The sequence below is a fragment of the Kitasatospora sp. NPDC101801 genome (assembly GCF_044766665.1).
Classification (GTDB): Bacteria; Actinomycetota; Actinomycetes; order Streptomycetales; family Streptomycetaceae; genus Kitasatospora.
Genome location: NZ_JBIWML010000011.1, coordinates 66,928 through 81,751, shown reverse-complemented (window position 1 = coordinate 81,751; position 14,824 = coordinate 66,928). Strand labels below are relative to the sequence as shown.

Here is a 14,824-nt window from a genome sequence, read left to right as displayed (position 1 = left end):
ATGTTCCAGTAAGTGTGAACTTACTGGAAATTACGCCCGGGACAGTGCCACGATGCGGTCAGCCGTGGTTCCGCCGTGACGTAGAACGAAGAGCAGGAGGGCACCGCCATGAAGGGCGACGCCGAGGTCATCGAATTCCTCAACGAGCAGCTCACCGCCGAGTTGACCGCGATCAACCAGTACTTCCTGCACGCCAAGATGCAGGAGAACTTCGGCTGGACGAAGCTCGCCAAGTACACCCGGCACGAGTCCATCGACGAGATGAAGCACGCGGAGACGCTGACCGACCGGATCCTCTTCCTGGACGGGCTGCCGAACTACCAGCGGCTGTTCCACGTCCGGGTCGGCCAGACCGTCCAGGAGATGTTCGAGGCGGACCGCCAGGTCGAGGTCGAGGCGATCGACCGGCTGAAGCGCGGCATCGTGGTGATGCGGGCGAAGAACGACGTCACCTCGGCCAACATCTTCGAGTCGATCCTGGCGGACGAGGAGCACCACATCGACTACCTGGACACCCAGCTCGAACTGCTGGAGAAGCTCGGCGAGGCGCTCTACCTGGCGCAGCTCATCGAGCAGCCGGAGAGCTGATCCCGGAGCCGGTCAGGCCGCCTGGGCGGCCGGCTGCCCGGGCTCGGCCAGACCGAGCCTGGCGGCCAGCCTGGCTGTCGGGCACGGGCGGGCCCCGTGCTCCCCGAGCAGGGCCTGGATCCGGCGGACGCACGAGCCGCAGTCCGTGCCGGCCTTGCAGCCCTTGGCTATCTCGCGGGGGGTCTGCGCGCCGTCGTCGATCTGCTGCTTGACCTGGGCCTCGGTGACCGCATGGCACATGCACACGTACATCGCGGTCACTCCCGGGGTCTGGTGCGGCGCATTGAGCTAAGGCTTACCTTACCCAATAATGCGGGCACGAAAAAGCCCCTCCGCTCTCCGTAACCCGGAAAGCGGAGGGGCCTTCGTCACATCGGGGGTCAGTGGCCCCGGTACAGCTCCGCCACCTGGAAGGCCAGGTCGAGCGACTGGCTGCGGTTCAGCCGCGGGTCGCAGGCCGTCTCGTAGCGCTGGTGCAGGTCGTCGACCAGCACCTCGTCGCCGCCGCCGACGCACTCGGTGACGTCGTCACCGGTGAGCTCGACGTGGATGCCGCCCGGGTGGGTGCCGAGGCCGCGGTGCACCTCGAAGAAGCCCTGGACCTCGTCCAGCACGTCGTCGAACTTCCGGGTCTTGTGACCGCTGGACGCCTCGAACGTGTTGCCGTGCATCGGGTCGCAGATCCACACCGGCTGGGCGCCGGAGGCGGTGACCTTCTCCACCAGGGTGGGCAGGTGCTCGCGGACCTTGCCCGCACCCATCCGGGTGATGAAGGTGAGCCGGCCGGGCTCGCGCTCGGGGTCGAGCTTCTCGATCAGGGTGAGCGCCTCGTCGACCGAGGTGGTCGGGCCGAGCTTCACGCCGATCGGGTTGCGGATCTTCGAGGCGAACTCGATGTGCGCGTGGTCGAGCTGACGGGTGCGCTCACCGATCCAGACCATGTGGCCGGAGACGTCGTACAGGTCGCCGGTGCGCGAGTCGACGCGGGTCAGCGCCGTCTCGTAGTCCAGCACCAGGGCCTCGTGCGAGGAGTAGAACTCGACCGTCCGGAACTCTTCCGGGGCCACCCCGCACGCGTTCATGAAGGCCAGCGCGTTGTCGATCTCACGCGCCAGCTGCTCGTAGCGCTGCCCGGCCGGGGAGTTGCGCACGAAGTCCTGGTTCCAGGCGTGCACCTGGCGCAGGTCGGCGTAACCACCGGTGGTGAAGGCCCGGACCAGGTTGAGCGTCGCGGCGGAGGCGTTGTACATCCGCTTGAGGCGCTCCGGGTCCGGGATCCGGGACTCGGGAGTGAAGTCGAAGCCGTTGACCGAGTCGCCCCGGTAGACCGGGAGGGTCACGCCGTCCCGGGTCTCGGTCGACTTGGAGCGCGGCTTGGAGTACTGCCCCGCGATCCGGCCGACCTTCACGACCGGCACCGAGGCCGCGTACGTGAGTACGGCGGCCATCTGGAGCAGGGTCTTCAACTTGTTTCGGATGTGGTCGGCGGAGACGCCGTCGAATGCCTCGGCGCAGTCGCCGCCCTGCAGCAGGAACGCCTCACCACGCGCGACGGCACCGAGCCGGGCGCGCAGCTGGTCGCACTCGCCGGCGAAGACGAGCGGCGGATACGAGGCGAGGTCCGCAAGAGCCTTGCGCAGCGCCTCTTGATCCGGCCATTCAGGCTGCTGCGCCGCGGGCAGGGACTGCCAGGAGTGCTGATTTGTCACGGTCACGGGGACAAGGCTACGGGTTTGTGACCGAAACTCCGGCACACCGCCCGATGGGTGAGACACCTGATGGACAATGAGCCGAACAGCCTCAGCTGTCCGGGATTTGGGTTAGGCTCAGCCCCGTGAACGCGCCGCACACCTTCTCCTGGTGGTGGACCAACCCCTTGGGTGGTCCACGAGTTGAGCGTTCCTAGACGCACACGACGGCCGCCCTTCGGGGCGGCCGTCGGCGTTTGAGGAGTCGGACGGCCCTCCCGGAAGCGGATTCCCACCCCGCACCCCTCCCGGAAGGACCAGTCGAACCGTGACCAGTCTCACCTCGCTGCTGCACCGCCTCTCCGCCGCCGACGCCCCCGCGTACGCGCTGCTGCACCGCCGCGCCCCCCGGCACGCGCCGGACACCGTCGAGGTGCTGATCGGCACGGCGGGCGCCTACGACGAGCTGGCCGACCTGCCGGTGCCGATCGGGGCGCCGGTCGGCGGCGCGCGGCACGACCTGCTCGCCCTGGTCCCGTACCGGCAGATCCGCGAGCGGGGCTTCGAGGCGCACGACGACGGCACCCCGCTGCAGGGCATCCGGGTCGAGGAGCAGTACACCTTCCCGCTGGCCGAGGTGCTGGCCGCGCTGCCGGAGCGGCCGATCTCGCTCACCGGCGGCTCGTTCGACATCGACGACCGGGCGTACGCCGAGATCGTCCGCACCGTGATCGCGGACGAGATCGGCCGGGGCGAGGGCGCCAACTTCGTGATCCGGCGTGACTTCACGGCGCAGCTGGACGACTTCGGCCCGGCCACCCCGCTCAGCCTGTTCGGCCGGCTGCTGGACCAGGAGCGCGGGGCGTACTGGACCTTCCTGGTACACACGGGGGAGAGGTACCTGGTCGGCGCCTCGCCGGAGGTCCACGTCCGGCAGAGCGGCGGCACCGTGGTGATGAACCCGATCTCCGGGACGTACCGGTATCCGGCCTCGGGCCCGGGCATCGACTCGCTGCTGGCGTTCCTGAACGACCCCAAGGAGCTGGAGGAGCTCACCATGGTGGTCGACGAGGAGCTCAAGATGATGTGCACCGTCGGCGACCTCGGCGGCCAGGTGCTCGGCCCCCGGCTCAAGGAGATGGCCCACCTCGCGCACACCGAGTACGAGCTGCGCGGCCGGACCTCACTGGACGTCAGGGAGGTGCTCAAGGAGACCATGTTCGCCGCCACCGTGACCGGCAGCCCGGTGCAGAACGCCACCAGGGTGATCAAGCGTTACGAGCGCACCGGCCGTGGCTACTACTCCGGCGCGCTGGCCCTGATCGGCCGGACCGCCAGCGGCGGGCAGCAGCTCGACTCACCGATCTGCATCCGCACCGTCGACATCGACCGCACCGGCGGCCTGGTGGTCCGGGCCGGGGCGACCCTGGTCCGGCACTCCGACCCCGACTCCGAGGTGGCCGAGACGCACGCCAAGGCGGCCGGGGTGCTCACCGCGATCGGGGCCCGCTCCGCGCCCGCCCACCACGCGGCCCGCAAGGGGGCCAGGGTGCTGGCCGACGACCACCGGGTGCAGGCGGCGCTGGACTCCCGGCGCGGGCGGCTCGCCCCGTTCTGGCTGCGGATGCAGCAGCCCGCCACCGTCACCGCCGAGTTGGAGACCCTGGTGGTGGACGGGGAGGACACCTTCACCTCGATGCTGTCCCACCTGCTCACCTCGCTCGGCCACCGGGTCCGGGTGCTCCGCTTCGACACCCCCGGCCTGCGCGAGCTGGTGGCGGCCCATCAGGGACCGCTGGTGCTCGGCCCCGGCCCGGGCGACCCGGCCGACCCGGCGGACGCCAAGATGGCGATCCTGCGGCCGATCGTGGCCGAGGCGCTGGCCGCCGCCCGCAGCGGCGCCCGGACCGCCCCGCTGCTCGCGGTCTGCCTGAGCCACCAGCTGGTCTCGGCCGAACTCGGCCTGCCGCTGGCCCGGAAGGACGTCCCCTACCAGGGCGCCCAGGAGAACATCGACCTGTTCGGCACCCGCCGGACGGTCGGCTTCTACAACACCTTCACCTCGCGCTGCACCGACGCCGACGCGGCCCGGCTGGCCGCCGAGGGCATCGAGGTGGCCCGGGCCGACGACTCCACCGACGTGCACGCGCTGCGCGGCCCGGGCTTCGTCACCCTGCAGTTCCACCCCGAGTCGGTGCTGACCCGGGAGGGCGTGGTGCTGGTCGCCGAACTGCTGGAAAGCATGGGCGCGCTGGCGGTCTGAGGCGCCCCTGGACGACACGCTCCTCAGAGCGTGTCGTCCAGGCCCTGTTCGATCGCGTAGCGGACCAGTTCGACCCGGTTGTGCAGCTGGAGTTTGCCGAGGGTGTTCTGCACGTGGTTCTGCACCGTGCGGTGGGAGAGCACCAGGCGGTCGGCGATCTGACGGTACGACAGGCCCTTGGCGACCAGCCGGAGCACCTCGGTCTCCCGGGCGGTGAGCTGCGGGGCCGAGGGGGCGGACGGGCCGGTGGCCAGCCGGCGGAACTCGCCGAGCACCAGGCCGGCCAGGCCGGGGGTGAAGACCGGTTCGCCGAGGGCGGTCCGGCGGACGGCGTCGATCAGCTCGTCCCGGTGGGCGGACTTGAGCAGGTAGCCGGTGGCGCCGGACTTCACCGCCTCCAGCACGTCGGCGTGCTCGCCGCTGGCGGAGAGCACCAGCACCCGGACCGCCGGATCCTGGGCGACCGCCTGCCGGCAGACCTCGACGCCGGGCAGGGTGGGCAGGTTGAGGTCGAGCACGATCACCTGGGGGGTGCTGGCCCGGGCCCGGCGGACCGCCTCCTCGCCGTCGCCGGCGGTGGCCACCACGTCGAAACCGGCCTCGGCCAAGTCCCGGGAGACCGCCTCGCGCCACATCGGGTGGTCGTCGACCACCATGATCCGTACCTGACCGTCCATCGGCCCTCCCGGTCTCTGCAGCGAAGCGGCGGGCGCCGAGCCTATCCGGCCGCCCCGGCCCGGCGGGCGCGGGGCACCCGTAGTTCGATCTCGACGCCCTCGCCCGGGGCGGAGTGGAGCTCGGCGCTGCCGCCGAGGTCGAGCAGCCGGCCCCGGATGGACTGCGAGACGCCGAGCCGGCCGGCCCGCTCCGCCTCGGCCAGCCGGCCGACCGGGTAGCCCGGGCCGTCGTCGCGGATGCTCACCGTGACCGTCCCCGGCTCGTCCTCGACCAGGATCCACGCCCGGGCGGACCCGCCCGCGTGCCGGCGGACGTTGTCCACCGCGGCGCCGACGGCGGCGGACAGCTCGGCGGCGACCCGGGCGGGCAGCCGGACCGGGGAGGCCGGGGAGGACAGCGTGATCCGGTCGTCGGCGTACCGGCCGAGCAGCGGCAGCAGGTCCTGCTCGCCGCCGTCGGCGGCCACCGGCTGACCGCCCGTCATCAGGGTGCGCAGCGCACGTTCCTGTTCGCCCGCCAGCCGGCCCAGCTCGCCGGGGTCGCCCTCGCGGCGCTGGACCAGGGCGAGCACCTGGAGCACCCCGTCGTGGATGTCCCGGGAGAGCCGCTCGCGCTCCCGGGAGGCGGCCTCCACCTGGAGCGCCTGGGTGAGCGCGGCCTCGCTGGCCCGGGCCAGCTCGATCACGTAGCCGATGGCGCAGCCCGCGGCCATCAGCAGCACGATGTTGTGCAGGTTGTCCGGGGTGATCCCGCCGTGCCCGGCGATGTTGGCCACCCCGACCACCGCCCCGGCGAAGGCCGCCCAGCGCCAGCCGCCCTTGCCCGCGAAGCCGAGCACGGTGCCCGCCGCCCAGATGGTCGGCAGGGTGGGGGCGCCGGCCAGGATCCGGGCGGGGGAGTCGATCACGCCGCTCATCACGATGCCGGTGACCGCGAAGGCCAGGTCGGTGGTCAGCACGTACCAGGTGCAGCGTTGCGGCCCGGCGAAGGACCGGGTGCTGGCCAGCGTCCACAGGGTCAGCGCACCGAGGAAGATCCAGCCGGAGACCGGGTGCAGGAAGTCCTGGTAGGAGCCGAAGTAGCGGAGCAGCGCGTACGTCAGCGCCATGATCCGGAAGAAGGTGATGGCCCGCCAGAGCGGCATCTCGACCGACATGCCCCCGGCGGCCACCGAGCCGCCGTACCCGGGCCGGTGATCGGCCATCGTCCCCCCTCGGTCGGCCGACTACTCGGCCGTGGTGTCCTTCTGGTCCTTCTCGGCCAGCGCGGCGGCCTCGGCCTCGGCGGCCTTCTTCTCGGCCTCCTGCTGGGCCTTGACCGCCTTCTGCTCGGCCTTGCGCTCGGCGTCGCTGCGCTTCTTGTCCTCGGCCATCTGGCGCTTGGCGGCGGTCGCGTAGATGTCGACGTACTCCTGGCCGGACAGCCGCATGATCTCGTACATCACCTCGTCCGTCACCGAACGGAGGATGAAGCGGTCGTTCTCCATGCCGTGGTAGCGGGAGAAGTCGAGCGGCCGGCCGATCCGGATGCCGGGGCGGACGCCGAAGTTCGGCACCACCTGGCCGGGCGGCTGGACCTTCTCGGTGTCGATCATCGCGACCGGGATCACCGGCGCGCCGGTGGCCAGCGCGACCCGGGCCAGGCCGCCGACCTTGCCCCGGTAGAGCTTGCCGTCGGGGGAACGGGTGCCCTCGGGGTAGACCCCGAACAGCTCGCCCCGCTCGATCACCGCGACGGCGCTGCGGATCGCGGCCTCACCGGCGCCCCGGACGCCCGAGCGGTCCACCGGGAGCTGGCCGACGCCCTTGAAGAAGGCGGCGGTCAGCTTGCCCTTGAGGCCGGGGGTGTTGAAGTACTCCGCCTTGGCGATGAAGGTCACCCGACGCTTCATCAGGGCAGGCAGGAAGAACGAGTCCGAGAACGACAGGTGGTTGCTCGCGATGATCGCGGGGCCGTCGTCGGGGATGTTGTCGGCACCCTCGATCCAAGGCCGGAAGAAGATCCGCAGCAGCGGTGCGACGATCATCTTCATCAGTCGGTAGAACAACCGGGGCCTCCTGTTGTGCGGACCGGTCGATCCTAATGCTTCCGGCAGGCCCCGCAGCACCGGCGGGGCTGTACGAGTCGACGCCGACCATGGGACGATTCGGCTGCCAGTGCCAGAAGTCGCTGCCAGAGCCCGCTGCCGACGCCCCGTCAGGGCCCGGACGGCTCCGTACCGCGAAGGAGCCCGCTGATGCCGTTGCTGCCCGGCGCCGAACCGTTCCGTCACCTGGGGGGCCGGGTCGGCGTGCTGTTCGTGCACGGCTTCACCGGCTCGCCGCAGCCGCTCCGGCCCTGGGCGGAGGAGTTCGCCGCCGCCGGGTACTCGGTCTCGGTGCCGCTGCTCCCCGGCCACGGCACCCGCTGGCAGGACATGCAGCTGACCCGCTGGGAGGACTGGTACGCCGAGGCCGAGCGGGCCTTCGAGGAGCTGTCCGCCGACTGCGACCAGGTGTTCGTCTGCGCCCTCTCGATGGGCGGCGCGCTCGCCCTGCGGCTGGCCGCCCGCAAGGGCGTGGCGGTGGCCGGACTGGTGCTCGTCAACCCGTCCGTGCGTTCCGACAACCCCGCAAGTGTGCTGTTGCCGGTGATCCGGCACCTGGTCCCGAGCCTGCCCGGGGTGGCGAACGACATCGCCAAGCCCGGCACGCACGAGCTCGGCTACGACCGGACGCCGCTGCATTGCATGCCGCCTGGTCACTGGCCCGACTGTGGAAGACCGTGCAGGCCGAGCTGCCCGACGTACGCCGACCGGTCCTGCTGCTGCACAGCCCGCAGGACCATGTGGTCTCCCCGGCCAACTCCGAGTTGGTGCTGGCCCGGATATCCTCGACCGATGTGACCGAGCTGCTCTGCGAGCGCAGCTACCACGTGGCCACGCTGGACCACGACGCCGGACTGATCGTCGAGGCAAGCCTCGACTTCGTCCGGCGGCTGACCCCGGCCGCCCACGCGGAGGCGAGTGCCGTGGACGCGAGCGCCGAGGACCACCTGGGCTGAAGGGCCGGCAGTGCAGATGAACAACACCGCGGGCGACGACGAGGAACTGCCCCTGGACGGCCGGGCGAAGCCCGAGCCGACCGGGGAGTCCGACCCGCCCGCACGCCGCCCGGTCGGGGGGAGCCAGGCCGAGCAGGACGCGATCTTCGCCGCGCTGGTGGCGCAGTTCGACGACCCGGTCGACCTGAACAACCCGGAGTGGCCGGAGATCGAGAACCTCCGGGCCAAGGAGGTCAAGCGTCCCCCCGAGCTGGACGACCTCGCCCCGCAGCCCCGCCCCCGCCCGGCCACCGGCGACCCACGGAGCTACGTGGCCGCCGAGGACCCGGACGAGGGCCACTACGTCCCGCCGGAGCCGCCGCCGCTGCCGCCGATGGACACCACCGCCAGGTTCGCCTGGCTCGCGGTGCTCGGCGGCCCGGCGCTGCTGCTGTTCGACGTGCTGGTCTGGCGCGAGGTCTCCGGCTGGCCGGCCTGGGTCGGCGTCAGCGCCTTCCTTGGCGGCTTCGTCACCCTGGTGGCCCGGATGAAGGACCGCGACGAGGACGAGCCGGAGGACCCGACCGGCGGCGCGGTGGTCTGACGGACGGTCAGGCCGTCGCCTCGCCGTACGCCCGGTTCCGGCTGAGCTCGGAGAGCTTGGCCAGCAGCAGGACCAGGCCCGCCGCACGGCCCACCGCGCCCCAGGCCGGCCGGGCCGGGGCGGCGGGCAGCAGCAGGCCGACCGTCAGCACCAGGCAGGGCCCGTACCAGTGCAGTACGGTGCCCGGGCCGTCGCCGTAGCGCAGTGAGATGGCGGCGTCGGCGGTGTGGAAGGCCAGCACCCCGCCGTAGAGCGCCCAGCGAGCACCGGGCGGCAGACGGTGGTCCGGTTCGGCGACGGCGGTGCCGAGCGCGGCGGCGATCACCGTGATGCCGGAGACCAGGACGAACGGCAGGGACATCACGGTGTCCCGGATCGCCCGGACGGCGTGGCCGCTCTGGGCCCGGAGCAGGCCCCGGGCGGCGGTGCCGGTGCCCCAAATGAAGAGGATCAGAGCCAGCTCGGTAAGCCCGGCGGCGGCACGGGCGGCGGGTGGAATGACCCGTCTAGCCGGGTGGCAGCCTGAGCACCGCGAGCAGCGGCAGGTGGTCGGTGGCGGCCAGCAGGTCGGCCGGCTCGACGCCCGGCAGTTCGTGCGGGACGCCGCAGGCCAGCACGGTGACGTCGGGAGAGGCGAAGACGGCGTCGATCCGCTGGTACGGGTCGGCCGGCACCGAGGTGTTGGTGCCGCCCCAGGGGGCCACCACGTGGCCGTCCCGGTAGGCCGCCGCGAGCCGCTGCCAGCCGGGGCCGTCGGGGTGCTCGTTGAAGTCGCCCGCGATCACGGCGGGTTCGTCGGGCCCGGCCTGGCCGGGCAGCAGCGCGAACTGCTTCAGCCGCTCGTCCTGGTCCAGGCTGAGGTGACAGCTGGTCAGCACGAACGGCACCGAGCGGCCGATCCGGACCTTCGCGGTGGCGAAGCCACGGGCGTGCAGGCCCCGGGTCTTCGGCAGCAGCCGGTCCCGGACCGCCAGCACCTCCACCGCCAGCCGCCCGAGCAGCAGCGGCCCGGCGGCGGCCCGGCCGCCGCCGGAGAGCACCACCGTGCCGGTCCGCCGGGCCAGCCAGGCGGCCTGGCCCTCGGGCCGCCAGTACCGGGGCGACTCCTGGATGCAGACCAGGTCGGGTCGGCAGGCCCGGATCACCCGGACCAGCGCCTCGCGGTCGTCCCGCAGCGAACGGACGTTGTAACTGAGCAGCCGGACCACCTGCGCCCCGTCGGGCTCGGTTCCGGACTCGGGGAGGATCACCCGGCCGATGCTAGTGCCGTGCCCGGCTAGGTTCCCTCCGTCACGCCGAGAGCACGCACCGAACGACGCGACGGGGTGAACCTTGCCAGGCACGGCACCAGGTGCCCCGCCGTCAGAAAGCGGGCCGTTCCCGGGTGTCCAGGTCGGCGCGTCCCGCCATCGCGGAGGACGCCTCGGCGTGGAACCGGCGCGGGATGCGGCCGGCCCGGAAGGCCAGCCGGCCCGCCTCGGTGGCGCGGCGCATCGCGTCGGCCATCAGCACCGGCTCCTGGGCCCGGGTGACGGCGGACGCCAGCATCACCGCCGCGCAGCCCAGCTCCATCGCCAGCGCCACGTCCGACGCGGTGCCCGCGCCCGCGTCCAGGATCACCGGGACGCCCGCGGCCGCCACGATCAGCTGGAAGTTGTGCGGGTTGCGGATGCCCAGGCCGGAGCCGATCGGCGAGCCGAGCGGCATGATCGCGGCGCAGCCGACGTCCTCCAGCTTGCGGGCCAGGACCGGGTCGTCGTTGGTGTACGGGAGCACCGTGAAGCCGTCGTCGACCAGCGTCTCGGCGGCGTCCAGCAGCTCGATCGGGTCGGGCAGCAGGGTCCGCTCGTCGGCGATCACCTCCAGCTTCACCCAGTCGGTGCCGAGCGCCTCGCGGGCCAGCCGGGCGGTCAGCACGGCCTCCCCTGCGGTGTAGCAGCCGGCCGTGTTGGGCAGCACCCGGATGTTGTTGCGGGTGAGCACGTCCAGCACCGAGCCCTGGGTGCCCGGGTCGACCCGGCGCATCGCGACGGTGGTCAGCTCGGTGCCGGAGACCCGGAGCGCCTGCTCCAGCACCTCCAGGCTGGGGGCACCGCCGGTGCCCATGATCAGGCGGGAGTTGAAGGTGACCCCGGCGATGGTGAGGGTGTCGTCGGCCATGGCGGTCAGCCTCCCTGGACTGCGGTGAGGATCTCGACCCGGTCGCCGGCGTCGAGTGCGGTGGTCGCCCAGACGGAGCGCGGCACCACGGCCTCGTTCAGCGCGGCGGCCACACCGGTCGGGGCGGTGCTAAGGGTGGCGACCAGCTCGGCCAGGGTGGTGCTCGGCGGCACCTGGCGGGGGGTGCCGTTGACGGTCAGGGTCAGCTCGGTCAAGTCGTTCATGCGGCGGCCTTCGGGGTGAAGCGGCTGGGGGAGAAGGGGGCGGCCAGCGCCGGTACGGCACCGGTGGCCAGGTGTTCGGCGATCAGGTCGGCGGTCACGGGGGTGAGCAGTACGCCGTTGCGGTAGTGGCCGGTGGCGGCGACCAGGCCGGGCAGCGCGGTCGGGCCGAGCAGCGGTGCGTTGTCCGGCGACCCGGGCCGCAGGCCCGCGCCGGTCTCCACCAGCGGCAGCTCGGTCAGCCCGGGGACCAGCTCGTGCGCGTCCCGGAGCAGCTCGTAGACACCGCCCGCCGTGACGGTGGTGTCGTACCCCTGCTCCTCGCTGGTCGCGCCGATCACCAGCTCGCCGTCGGCCCGCGGCACCAGGTAGATGTGCTGCCCGCGCACCACGGCCCGGACGTTGCGGGACAGGAACGGCGCGTACCGCTCCGGGATCCGCAGCCGCAGCACCTGCCCCTTCACCGGACGGACCGGCGGCAGCACCCCGGCGGGCAGCCCGGGTAGCAGGTGGCTCTGCGGGCCCGCCGCCAGCACCAGCTGAGCGGCCGTCAGTTCGCCGCCGGTGCTCAGCCGGACGCCGGTGGCCCGGTCCTCCTTGACCAGTAGCTCGGTGACCGAGGCCCGCTGCAGCGTGACGCCGGAGCGTTCGCAGGCCAGCACCAGGGCGGCGGCCAGCCGTCGGCCGTCCACCTGGTGGTCGCCGGTCACGTGCAGGCCGCCCCGGACGCCCGGGGCCAGCATCGGTTCGAGCCGTCGGCACTCCCGGCCGGTCAGCCAGTGCGACTCCAGGCCCAGCCGCTGCTGGAACGCGTGCAGCTCGCGCAGCTCGGCCCGGTCGTCGGAGTCCAGCGCGACGGCCAGCGTGCCGGTCTCGCGGTAGCCGGTGTCCAGCTCGGTCAGGTCGGCCAGCTCGGCGACGAAGTCGCGGTAGCGGTCGTTGGAGGCCATCCCCAGCCGGAGCAGCGGTTCCTCGCCGTACTGCAGCTCGGTGACCGGGGCCAGCATGCCGGCCGCGACCTGGGCCGCGCCCCGCCCGTGCTCCGGGTCGACCACGGTGACCCGGAGTCCGCGCTGCGCGGCCCGCCAGGCGACCGCCAGGCCGATGATGCCGCCGCCGATGACCAGCACGTCGCTCTCGGTGCGTGTCACAGTACTTCGCTCTCCCTTCGCCGGAATGACCCGGATCAGGTTCGGACGGTCGCAGGCCGCCGCAGCCCGCCTCTCAGCCCGGTGCACCGGGCTCCCGTGTAACGCCACCCACCATATCCCCGGCCCCGGGCAGCCCGGCGGCCAGTGTTCGACGGGCGGACGACTGTGGTGGGTAGGGTGACCGACGTGGCAGAGCTGACGGGTGGACAGGCGGTCGTGGTCGGCAGCGGCATGGCGGGCGCGCAGAGCGCGCTGGCCCTGCGGCAGGGGGGCTGGACCGGGCCCGTCACCCTGCTCGGCGCGGAGCGGGAGCTGCCGTACGACCGGCCACCGCTCTCCAAGGACGTGCTGCTCGGGCAGCGTGACAGCACCGTGCTGGACGTCGACTGGACCGGTGTCGACCTGCTGCCGGGCCACCGCGCGACCGGCCTGGAGCCCGGCCTGCTGCACACCGACCGGGGCTCGCTGCGGTACGACGCCCTGGTGATCGCGACCGGTGCCAAGCCGGTCACCCTCCCCGGCGCCCGGACCCTGCGCACCCTGGACGACGCGCTGACGCTGCGGGCGAGCCTGCGGCCGGGGCGGCACCTGGTGCTGGTCGGCGCGGGCTGGATCGGCGCCGAGACCGCCACGGCGGCCCGGCGGCTCGGCTGCGAGGTGACGGTGGTCGAGGCCGCCGCGACGCCGCTGGCCGGGGCGCTGCCCGCCGAGCTCGGCGGGCTGATGACGCAGTGGTACGCCGACGCCGGGGTCGAACTGCGCTGCGGGGTCGGGGTGGCGGCGGTCGAGCCGGGCGCGGTGCTGCTGGCCGACGGCACCGAGCTGGCCGCCGACGAGGTGGTGGTCGGCATCGGTGCCCGCCCCGCCACCGGCTGGCTGGCCGGTTCGCCGGTGGAGCTGGACCGGGCCGGGGCGATCCTGACGGACGATCGGCTGCGCACCTCGCTGCCCGGGGTCTGGGCGGCCGGCGACTGCATCGCGTACCCGTCCGCCCGGCTGGGTACCCGGGTGAACGTCCAGCACTGGGACCACGCGCTGCAGTCCGGCCGGGCGGTGGCCGCCGGGGTGCTCGGGGCGGGCACGCCGTACGACCCGGTGCCGTACTTCTGGTCGGAGCAGTTCGGACGGATGGTGCAGTACGCCGGGCGGCACGCGCCCGGTGACCGGATGCTCTGGCGCGGCTCGGCCGGGGACCCGGCCTGGACGGTGCTCTGGCTCCGGGACGGGCGGCTGACCGGGCTGCTCTCGGTGGACCGGCCGCGCGACGTCAACCAGGCGCGGAAGCTGATCGAACGCGGGGTCCTGCTGGACCCGGTGGCGGCTGCGGACCCGTCGGTACAGCTCAAGGCGGCGGTCGGGCCGAACCCGCTGTGAGATTCTGGTGTCGTGAGCGAGATGACGTCAGAGAAGATCGAAGCCCTGGTCCCCGCGTGGATGTACCTGCCCGACATCAGTGAGCAGTGGGGTGTCCCCGTCACCGAGGTCCGGGACATGGTGAAGTCCGGAAAGCTGATCGCGGTCCGCCGCGGTCCGAACAAGTCCCTCCAGGTGCCCGCCGCCTTCATCGACGGCCCGGGCCTGGTCAAGCACCTCTCCGGCACGCTGACGCTGCTGCGGGACGCCAAGTTCACCGACGCCGAGATCATCGACTGGCTGTTCACCGAGCAGCCCTCGCTGCCCGGCAGCCCGATCGAGGCCCTGGTGGAGAACCGGGGCACCGAGGTCAAGCGCCGCGCCCAGGCGGAGCTGATCTGATGACGGACGCCCGCACGCGGCTGGCCGATGCCCGGCTGTACCTGTGCACCGACGCCCGCCGCGAGCAGGGCGACCTGCCGGAGTTCCTGGACGCCGTGCTGGCCAACGGGGTGGACATCGTCCAGCTCCGGGACAAGGGCCTGGAGGCGAAGCAGGAGCTGGAGTACCTGGAGGTCTTCGCCGACGCCGCCGGCCGGCACGGCAAGCTCTTCTCGGTCAACGACCGGGCCGACGTCGCGCACGCGGCCCGCCCCGACGTCCTGCACCTCGGCCAGGACGACCTGCCGGTGCCCGCTGCCCGGGCGATCCTCGGCGACGAGGTGATCTTCGGCCGGTCCTGTCACGCCGAGTCCGAGGTCGACGCGGCCCTCACCGAGCCGGGCGTCGACTACTTCTGCACCGGCCCGGTCTGGCCCACCCCCACCAAGCCCGGCCGCCACGCCCCCGGCCTCGACCTGGTCTCGTACGCGGCCAAGGCCGTGACGGACCGTCCGTGGTTCGCGATCGGCGGCATCGACCTGGGCAACCTCGACCAGGTCCTCGACGCCGGCGCCACCCGGGTGGTCGTGGTCCGCGCCATCACGGCCGCCGCCGACCCGGGCGCAGCCGCCGCCGAACTGTCCCGCCGGATCCGCTCGCACTGAGGCCAACCGCCTACGGCGCCAGGGGCTCGGGGAACTGCGACGCCGGCCTCG

At 72.8% G+C, this 14,824-nt stretch carries 16 protein-coding genes, 1 pseudogene and 1 riboswitch; of the genes and pseudogenes, 7 read left to right on the top strand and 10 right to left on the bottom strand.

Annotated features, from left to right (window positions below; all coding sequences use genetic code 11):
- Nucleotides 1-108 precede the first annotated feature (108 nt).
- Complete coding sequence (bfr, locus tag ACIRPK_RS15790; protein WP_403038457.1) at nucleotides 109-588, top strand: bacterioferritin; 480 nt, start codon at nucleotides 109-111, stop codon at nucleotides 586-588.
- Between the two features lie 12 nt (nucleotides 589-600).
- On the opposite strand, the gene ACIRPK_RS15785 is transcribed toward bfr, so the two are convergent.
- Together ACIRPK_RS15785 and ACIRPK_RS15780 are read right to left on the bottom strand one after the other, a co-directional pair.
- Complete coding sequence (locus ACIRPK_RS15785) at nucleotides 601-840, bottom strand: bacterioferritin-associated ferredoxin (RefSeq protein WP_403038698.1); 240 nt, start codon at nucleotides 838-840, stop codon at nucleotides 601-603.
- Nucleotides 841-968: 128 nt separating this feature from the next.
- Nucleotides 969-2,303 (bottom strand): class II 3-deoxy-7-phosphoheptulonate synthase, encoded by a 1,335-nt coding sequence (locus ACIRPK_RS15780; RefSeq protein ID WP_403038454.1) that lies wholly within the window; start codon nucleotides 2,301-2,303, stop codon nucleotides 969-971.
- A 301-nt stretch (nucleotides 2,304-2,604) separates the two neighbouring features.
- On the opposite strand from ACIRPK_RS15780, the gene ACIRPK_RS15775 reads away from it, so the two are divergent.
- Nucleotides 2,605-4,539 (top strand): anthranilate synthase family protein, encoded by a 1,935-nt coding sequence (locus ACIRPK_RS15775; protein ID WP_403038451.1) that lies wholly within the window; start codon nucleotides 2,605-2,607, stop codon nucleotides 4,537-4,539.
- A gap of 23 nt (nucleotides 4,540-4,562) precedes the next feature.
- Here ACIRPK_RS15775 and ACIRPK_RS15770 read toward each other — a convergent pair whose 3' ends face one another.
- The 3 genes from ACIRPK_RS15770 to ACIRPK_RS15760 are packed head-to-tail and all read right to left on the bottom strand — an operon-like array spanning nucleotide 4,563 to nucleotide 7,264.
- A complete protein-coding gene (locus ACIRPK_RS15770; RefSeq protein WP_403038448.1) occupies nucleotides 4,563-5,216 on the bottom strand; it encodes a response regulator in 654 nt (217 codons plus the stop codon).
- 41 nt (nucleotides 5,217-5,257) lie between these two features.
- Nucleotides 5,258-6,421, bottom strand: coding sequence for a MacS family sensor histidine kinase (gene macS, locus ACIRPK_RS15765; RefSeq protein WP_403038446.1), 1,164 nt, complete (start codon nucleotides 6,419-6,421; stop codon nucleotides 5,258-5,260).
- A gap of 21 nt (nucleotides 6,422-6,442) precedes the next feature.
- A complete protein-coding gene (locus ACIRPK_RS15760) occupies nucleotides 6,443-7,264 on the bottom strand; it encodes a lysophospholipid acyltransferase family protein (protein WP_403038443.1) in 822 nt (273 codons plus the stop codon).
- Between the two features lie 189 nt (nucleotides 7,265-7,453).
- Here ACIRPK_RS15760 and ACIRPK_RS15755 point away from each other — a divergent pair.
- Together ACIRPK_RS15755 and ACIRPK_RS15750 are read left to right on the top strand one after the other, a co-directional pair.
- Nucleotides 7,454-8,259: pseudogene (locus tag ACIRPK_RS15755) on the top strand (alpha/beta hydrolase).
- 16 nt (nucleotides 8,260-8,275) lie between these two features.
- Nucleotides 8,276-8,842, top strand: coding sequence for a hypothetical protein (locus ACIRPK_RS15750; RefSeq protein ID WP_403038440.1), 567 nt, complete (start codon nucleotides 8,276-8,278; stop codon nucleotides 8,840-8,842).
- Nucleotides 8,843-8,849: 7 nt separating this feature from the next.
- On the opposite strand, the gene ACIRPK_RS15745 is transcribed toward ACIRPK_RS15750, so the two are convergent.
- The 5 genes from ACIRPK_RS15745 to thiO form a co-directional block, all read right to left on the bottom strand.
- The gene (locus ACIRPK_RS15745; protein ID WP_403038438.1) at nucleotides 8,850-9,203 is read right to left on the bottom strand and encodes a hypothetical protein; all 354 of its coding nucleotides are present in this window, start codon (nucleotides 9,201-9,203) and stop codon (nucleotides 8,850-8,852) included.
- Between the two features lie 145 nt (nucleotides 9,204-9,348).
- Entirely contained in the window at nucleotides 9,349-10,092 is a 744-nt protein-coding gene (locus tag ACIRPK_RS15740) for an endonuclease/exonuclease/phosphatase family protein (protein WP_403038437.1), read from the bottom strand.
- A gap of 112 nt (nucleotides 10,093-10,204) precedes the next feature.
- On the bottom strand, nucleotides 10,205-11,002 hold the full coding sequence (locus ACIRPK_RS15735) for a thiazole synthase (RefSeq protein ID WP_403038434.1): 798 nt from the start codon (nucleotides 11,000-11,002) through the stop codon (nucleotides 10,205-10,207).
- Between the two features lie 5 nt (nucleotides 11,003-11,007).
- Nucleotides 11,008-11,226, bottom strand: a complete 219-nt coding sequence (gene thiS / locus ACIRPK_RS15730; RefSeq protein WP_403038432.1) for a sulfur carrier protein ThiS — start codon at nucleotides 11,224-11,226, stop codon at nucleotides 11,008-11,010.
- Nucleotides 11,223-12,374 carry a glycine oxidase ThiO gene (gene thiO, locus ACIRPK_RS15725; RefSeq protein WP_403038430.1) on the bottom strand — a complete coding sequence of 384 codons (1,152 nt, stop codon included), beginning with the start codon at nucleotides 12,372-12,374 and terminating at the stop codon, nucleotides 11,223-11,225. Before thiO ends, thiS begins: the two co-directional genes overlap by 4 nt.
- Nucleotides 12,370-12,483, bottom strand: a riboswitch (TPP riboswitch). It overlaps the preceding gene by 5 nt.
- A gap of 68 nt (nucleotides 12,484-12,551) precedes the next feature.
- Between thiO and ACIRPK_RS15720 the strand changes: the two genes are divergently transcribed.
- The 3 genes from ACIRPK_RS15720 to thiE are packed head-to-tail and all read left to right on the top strand — an operon-like array spanning nucleotide 12,552 to nucleotide 14,773.
- Complete coding sequence (locus ACIRPK_RS15720; RefSeq protein WP_403038427.1) at nucleotides 12,552-13,748, top strand: NAD(P)/FAD-dependent oxidoreductase; 1,197 nt, start codon at nucleotides 12,552-12,554, stop codon at nucleotides 13,746-13,748.
- Between the two features lie 21 nt (nucleotides 13,749-13,769).
- Nucleotides 13,770-14,129, top strand: coding sequence for an Rv2175c family DNA-binding protein (locus ACIRPK_RS15715; protein ID WP_184920711.1), 360 nt, complete (start codon nucleotides 13,770-13,772; stop codon nucleotides 14,127-14,129).
- A complete protein-coding gene (thiE, locus tag ACIRPK_RS15710) occupies nucleotides 14,129-14,773 on the top strand; it encodes a thiamine phosphate synthase (RefSeq protein WP_403038424.1) in 645 nt (214 codons plus the stop codon). The genes ACIRPK_RS15715 and thiE overlap by 1 nt, the downstream gene beginning before the upstream one ends.
- Nucleotides 14,774-14,824: the final 51 nt, after the last annotated feature.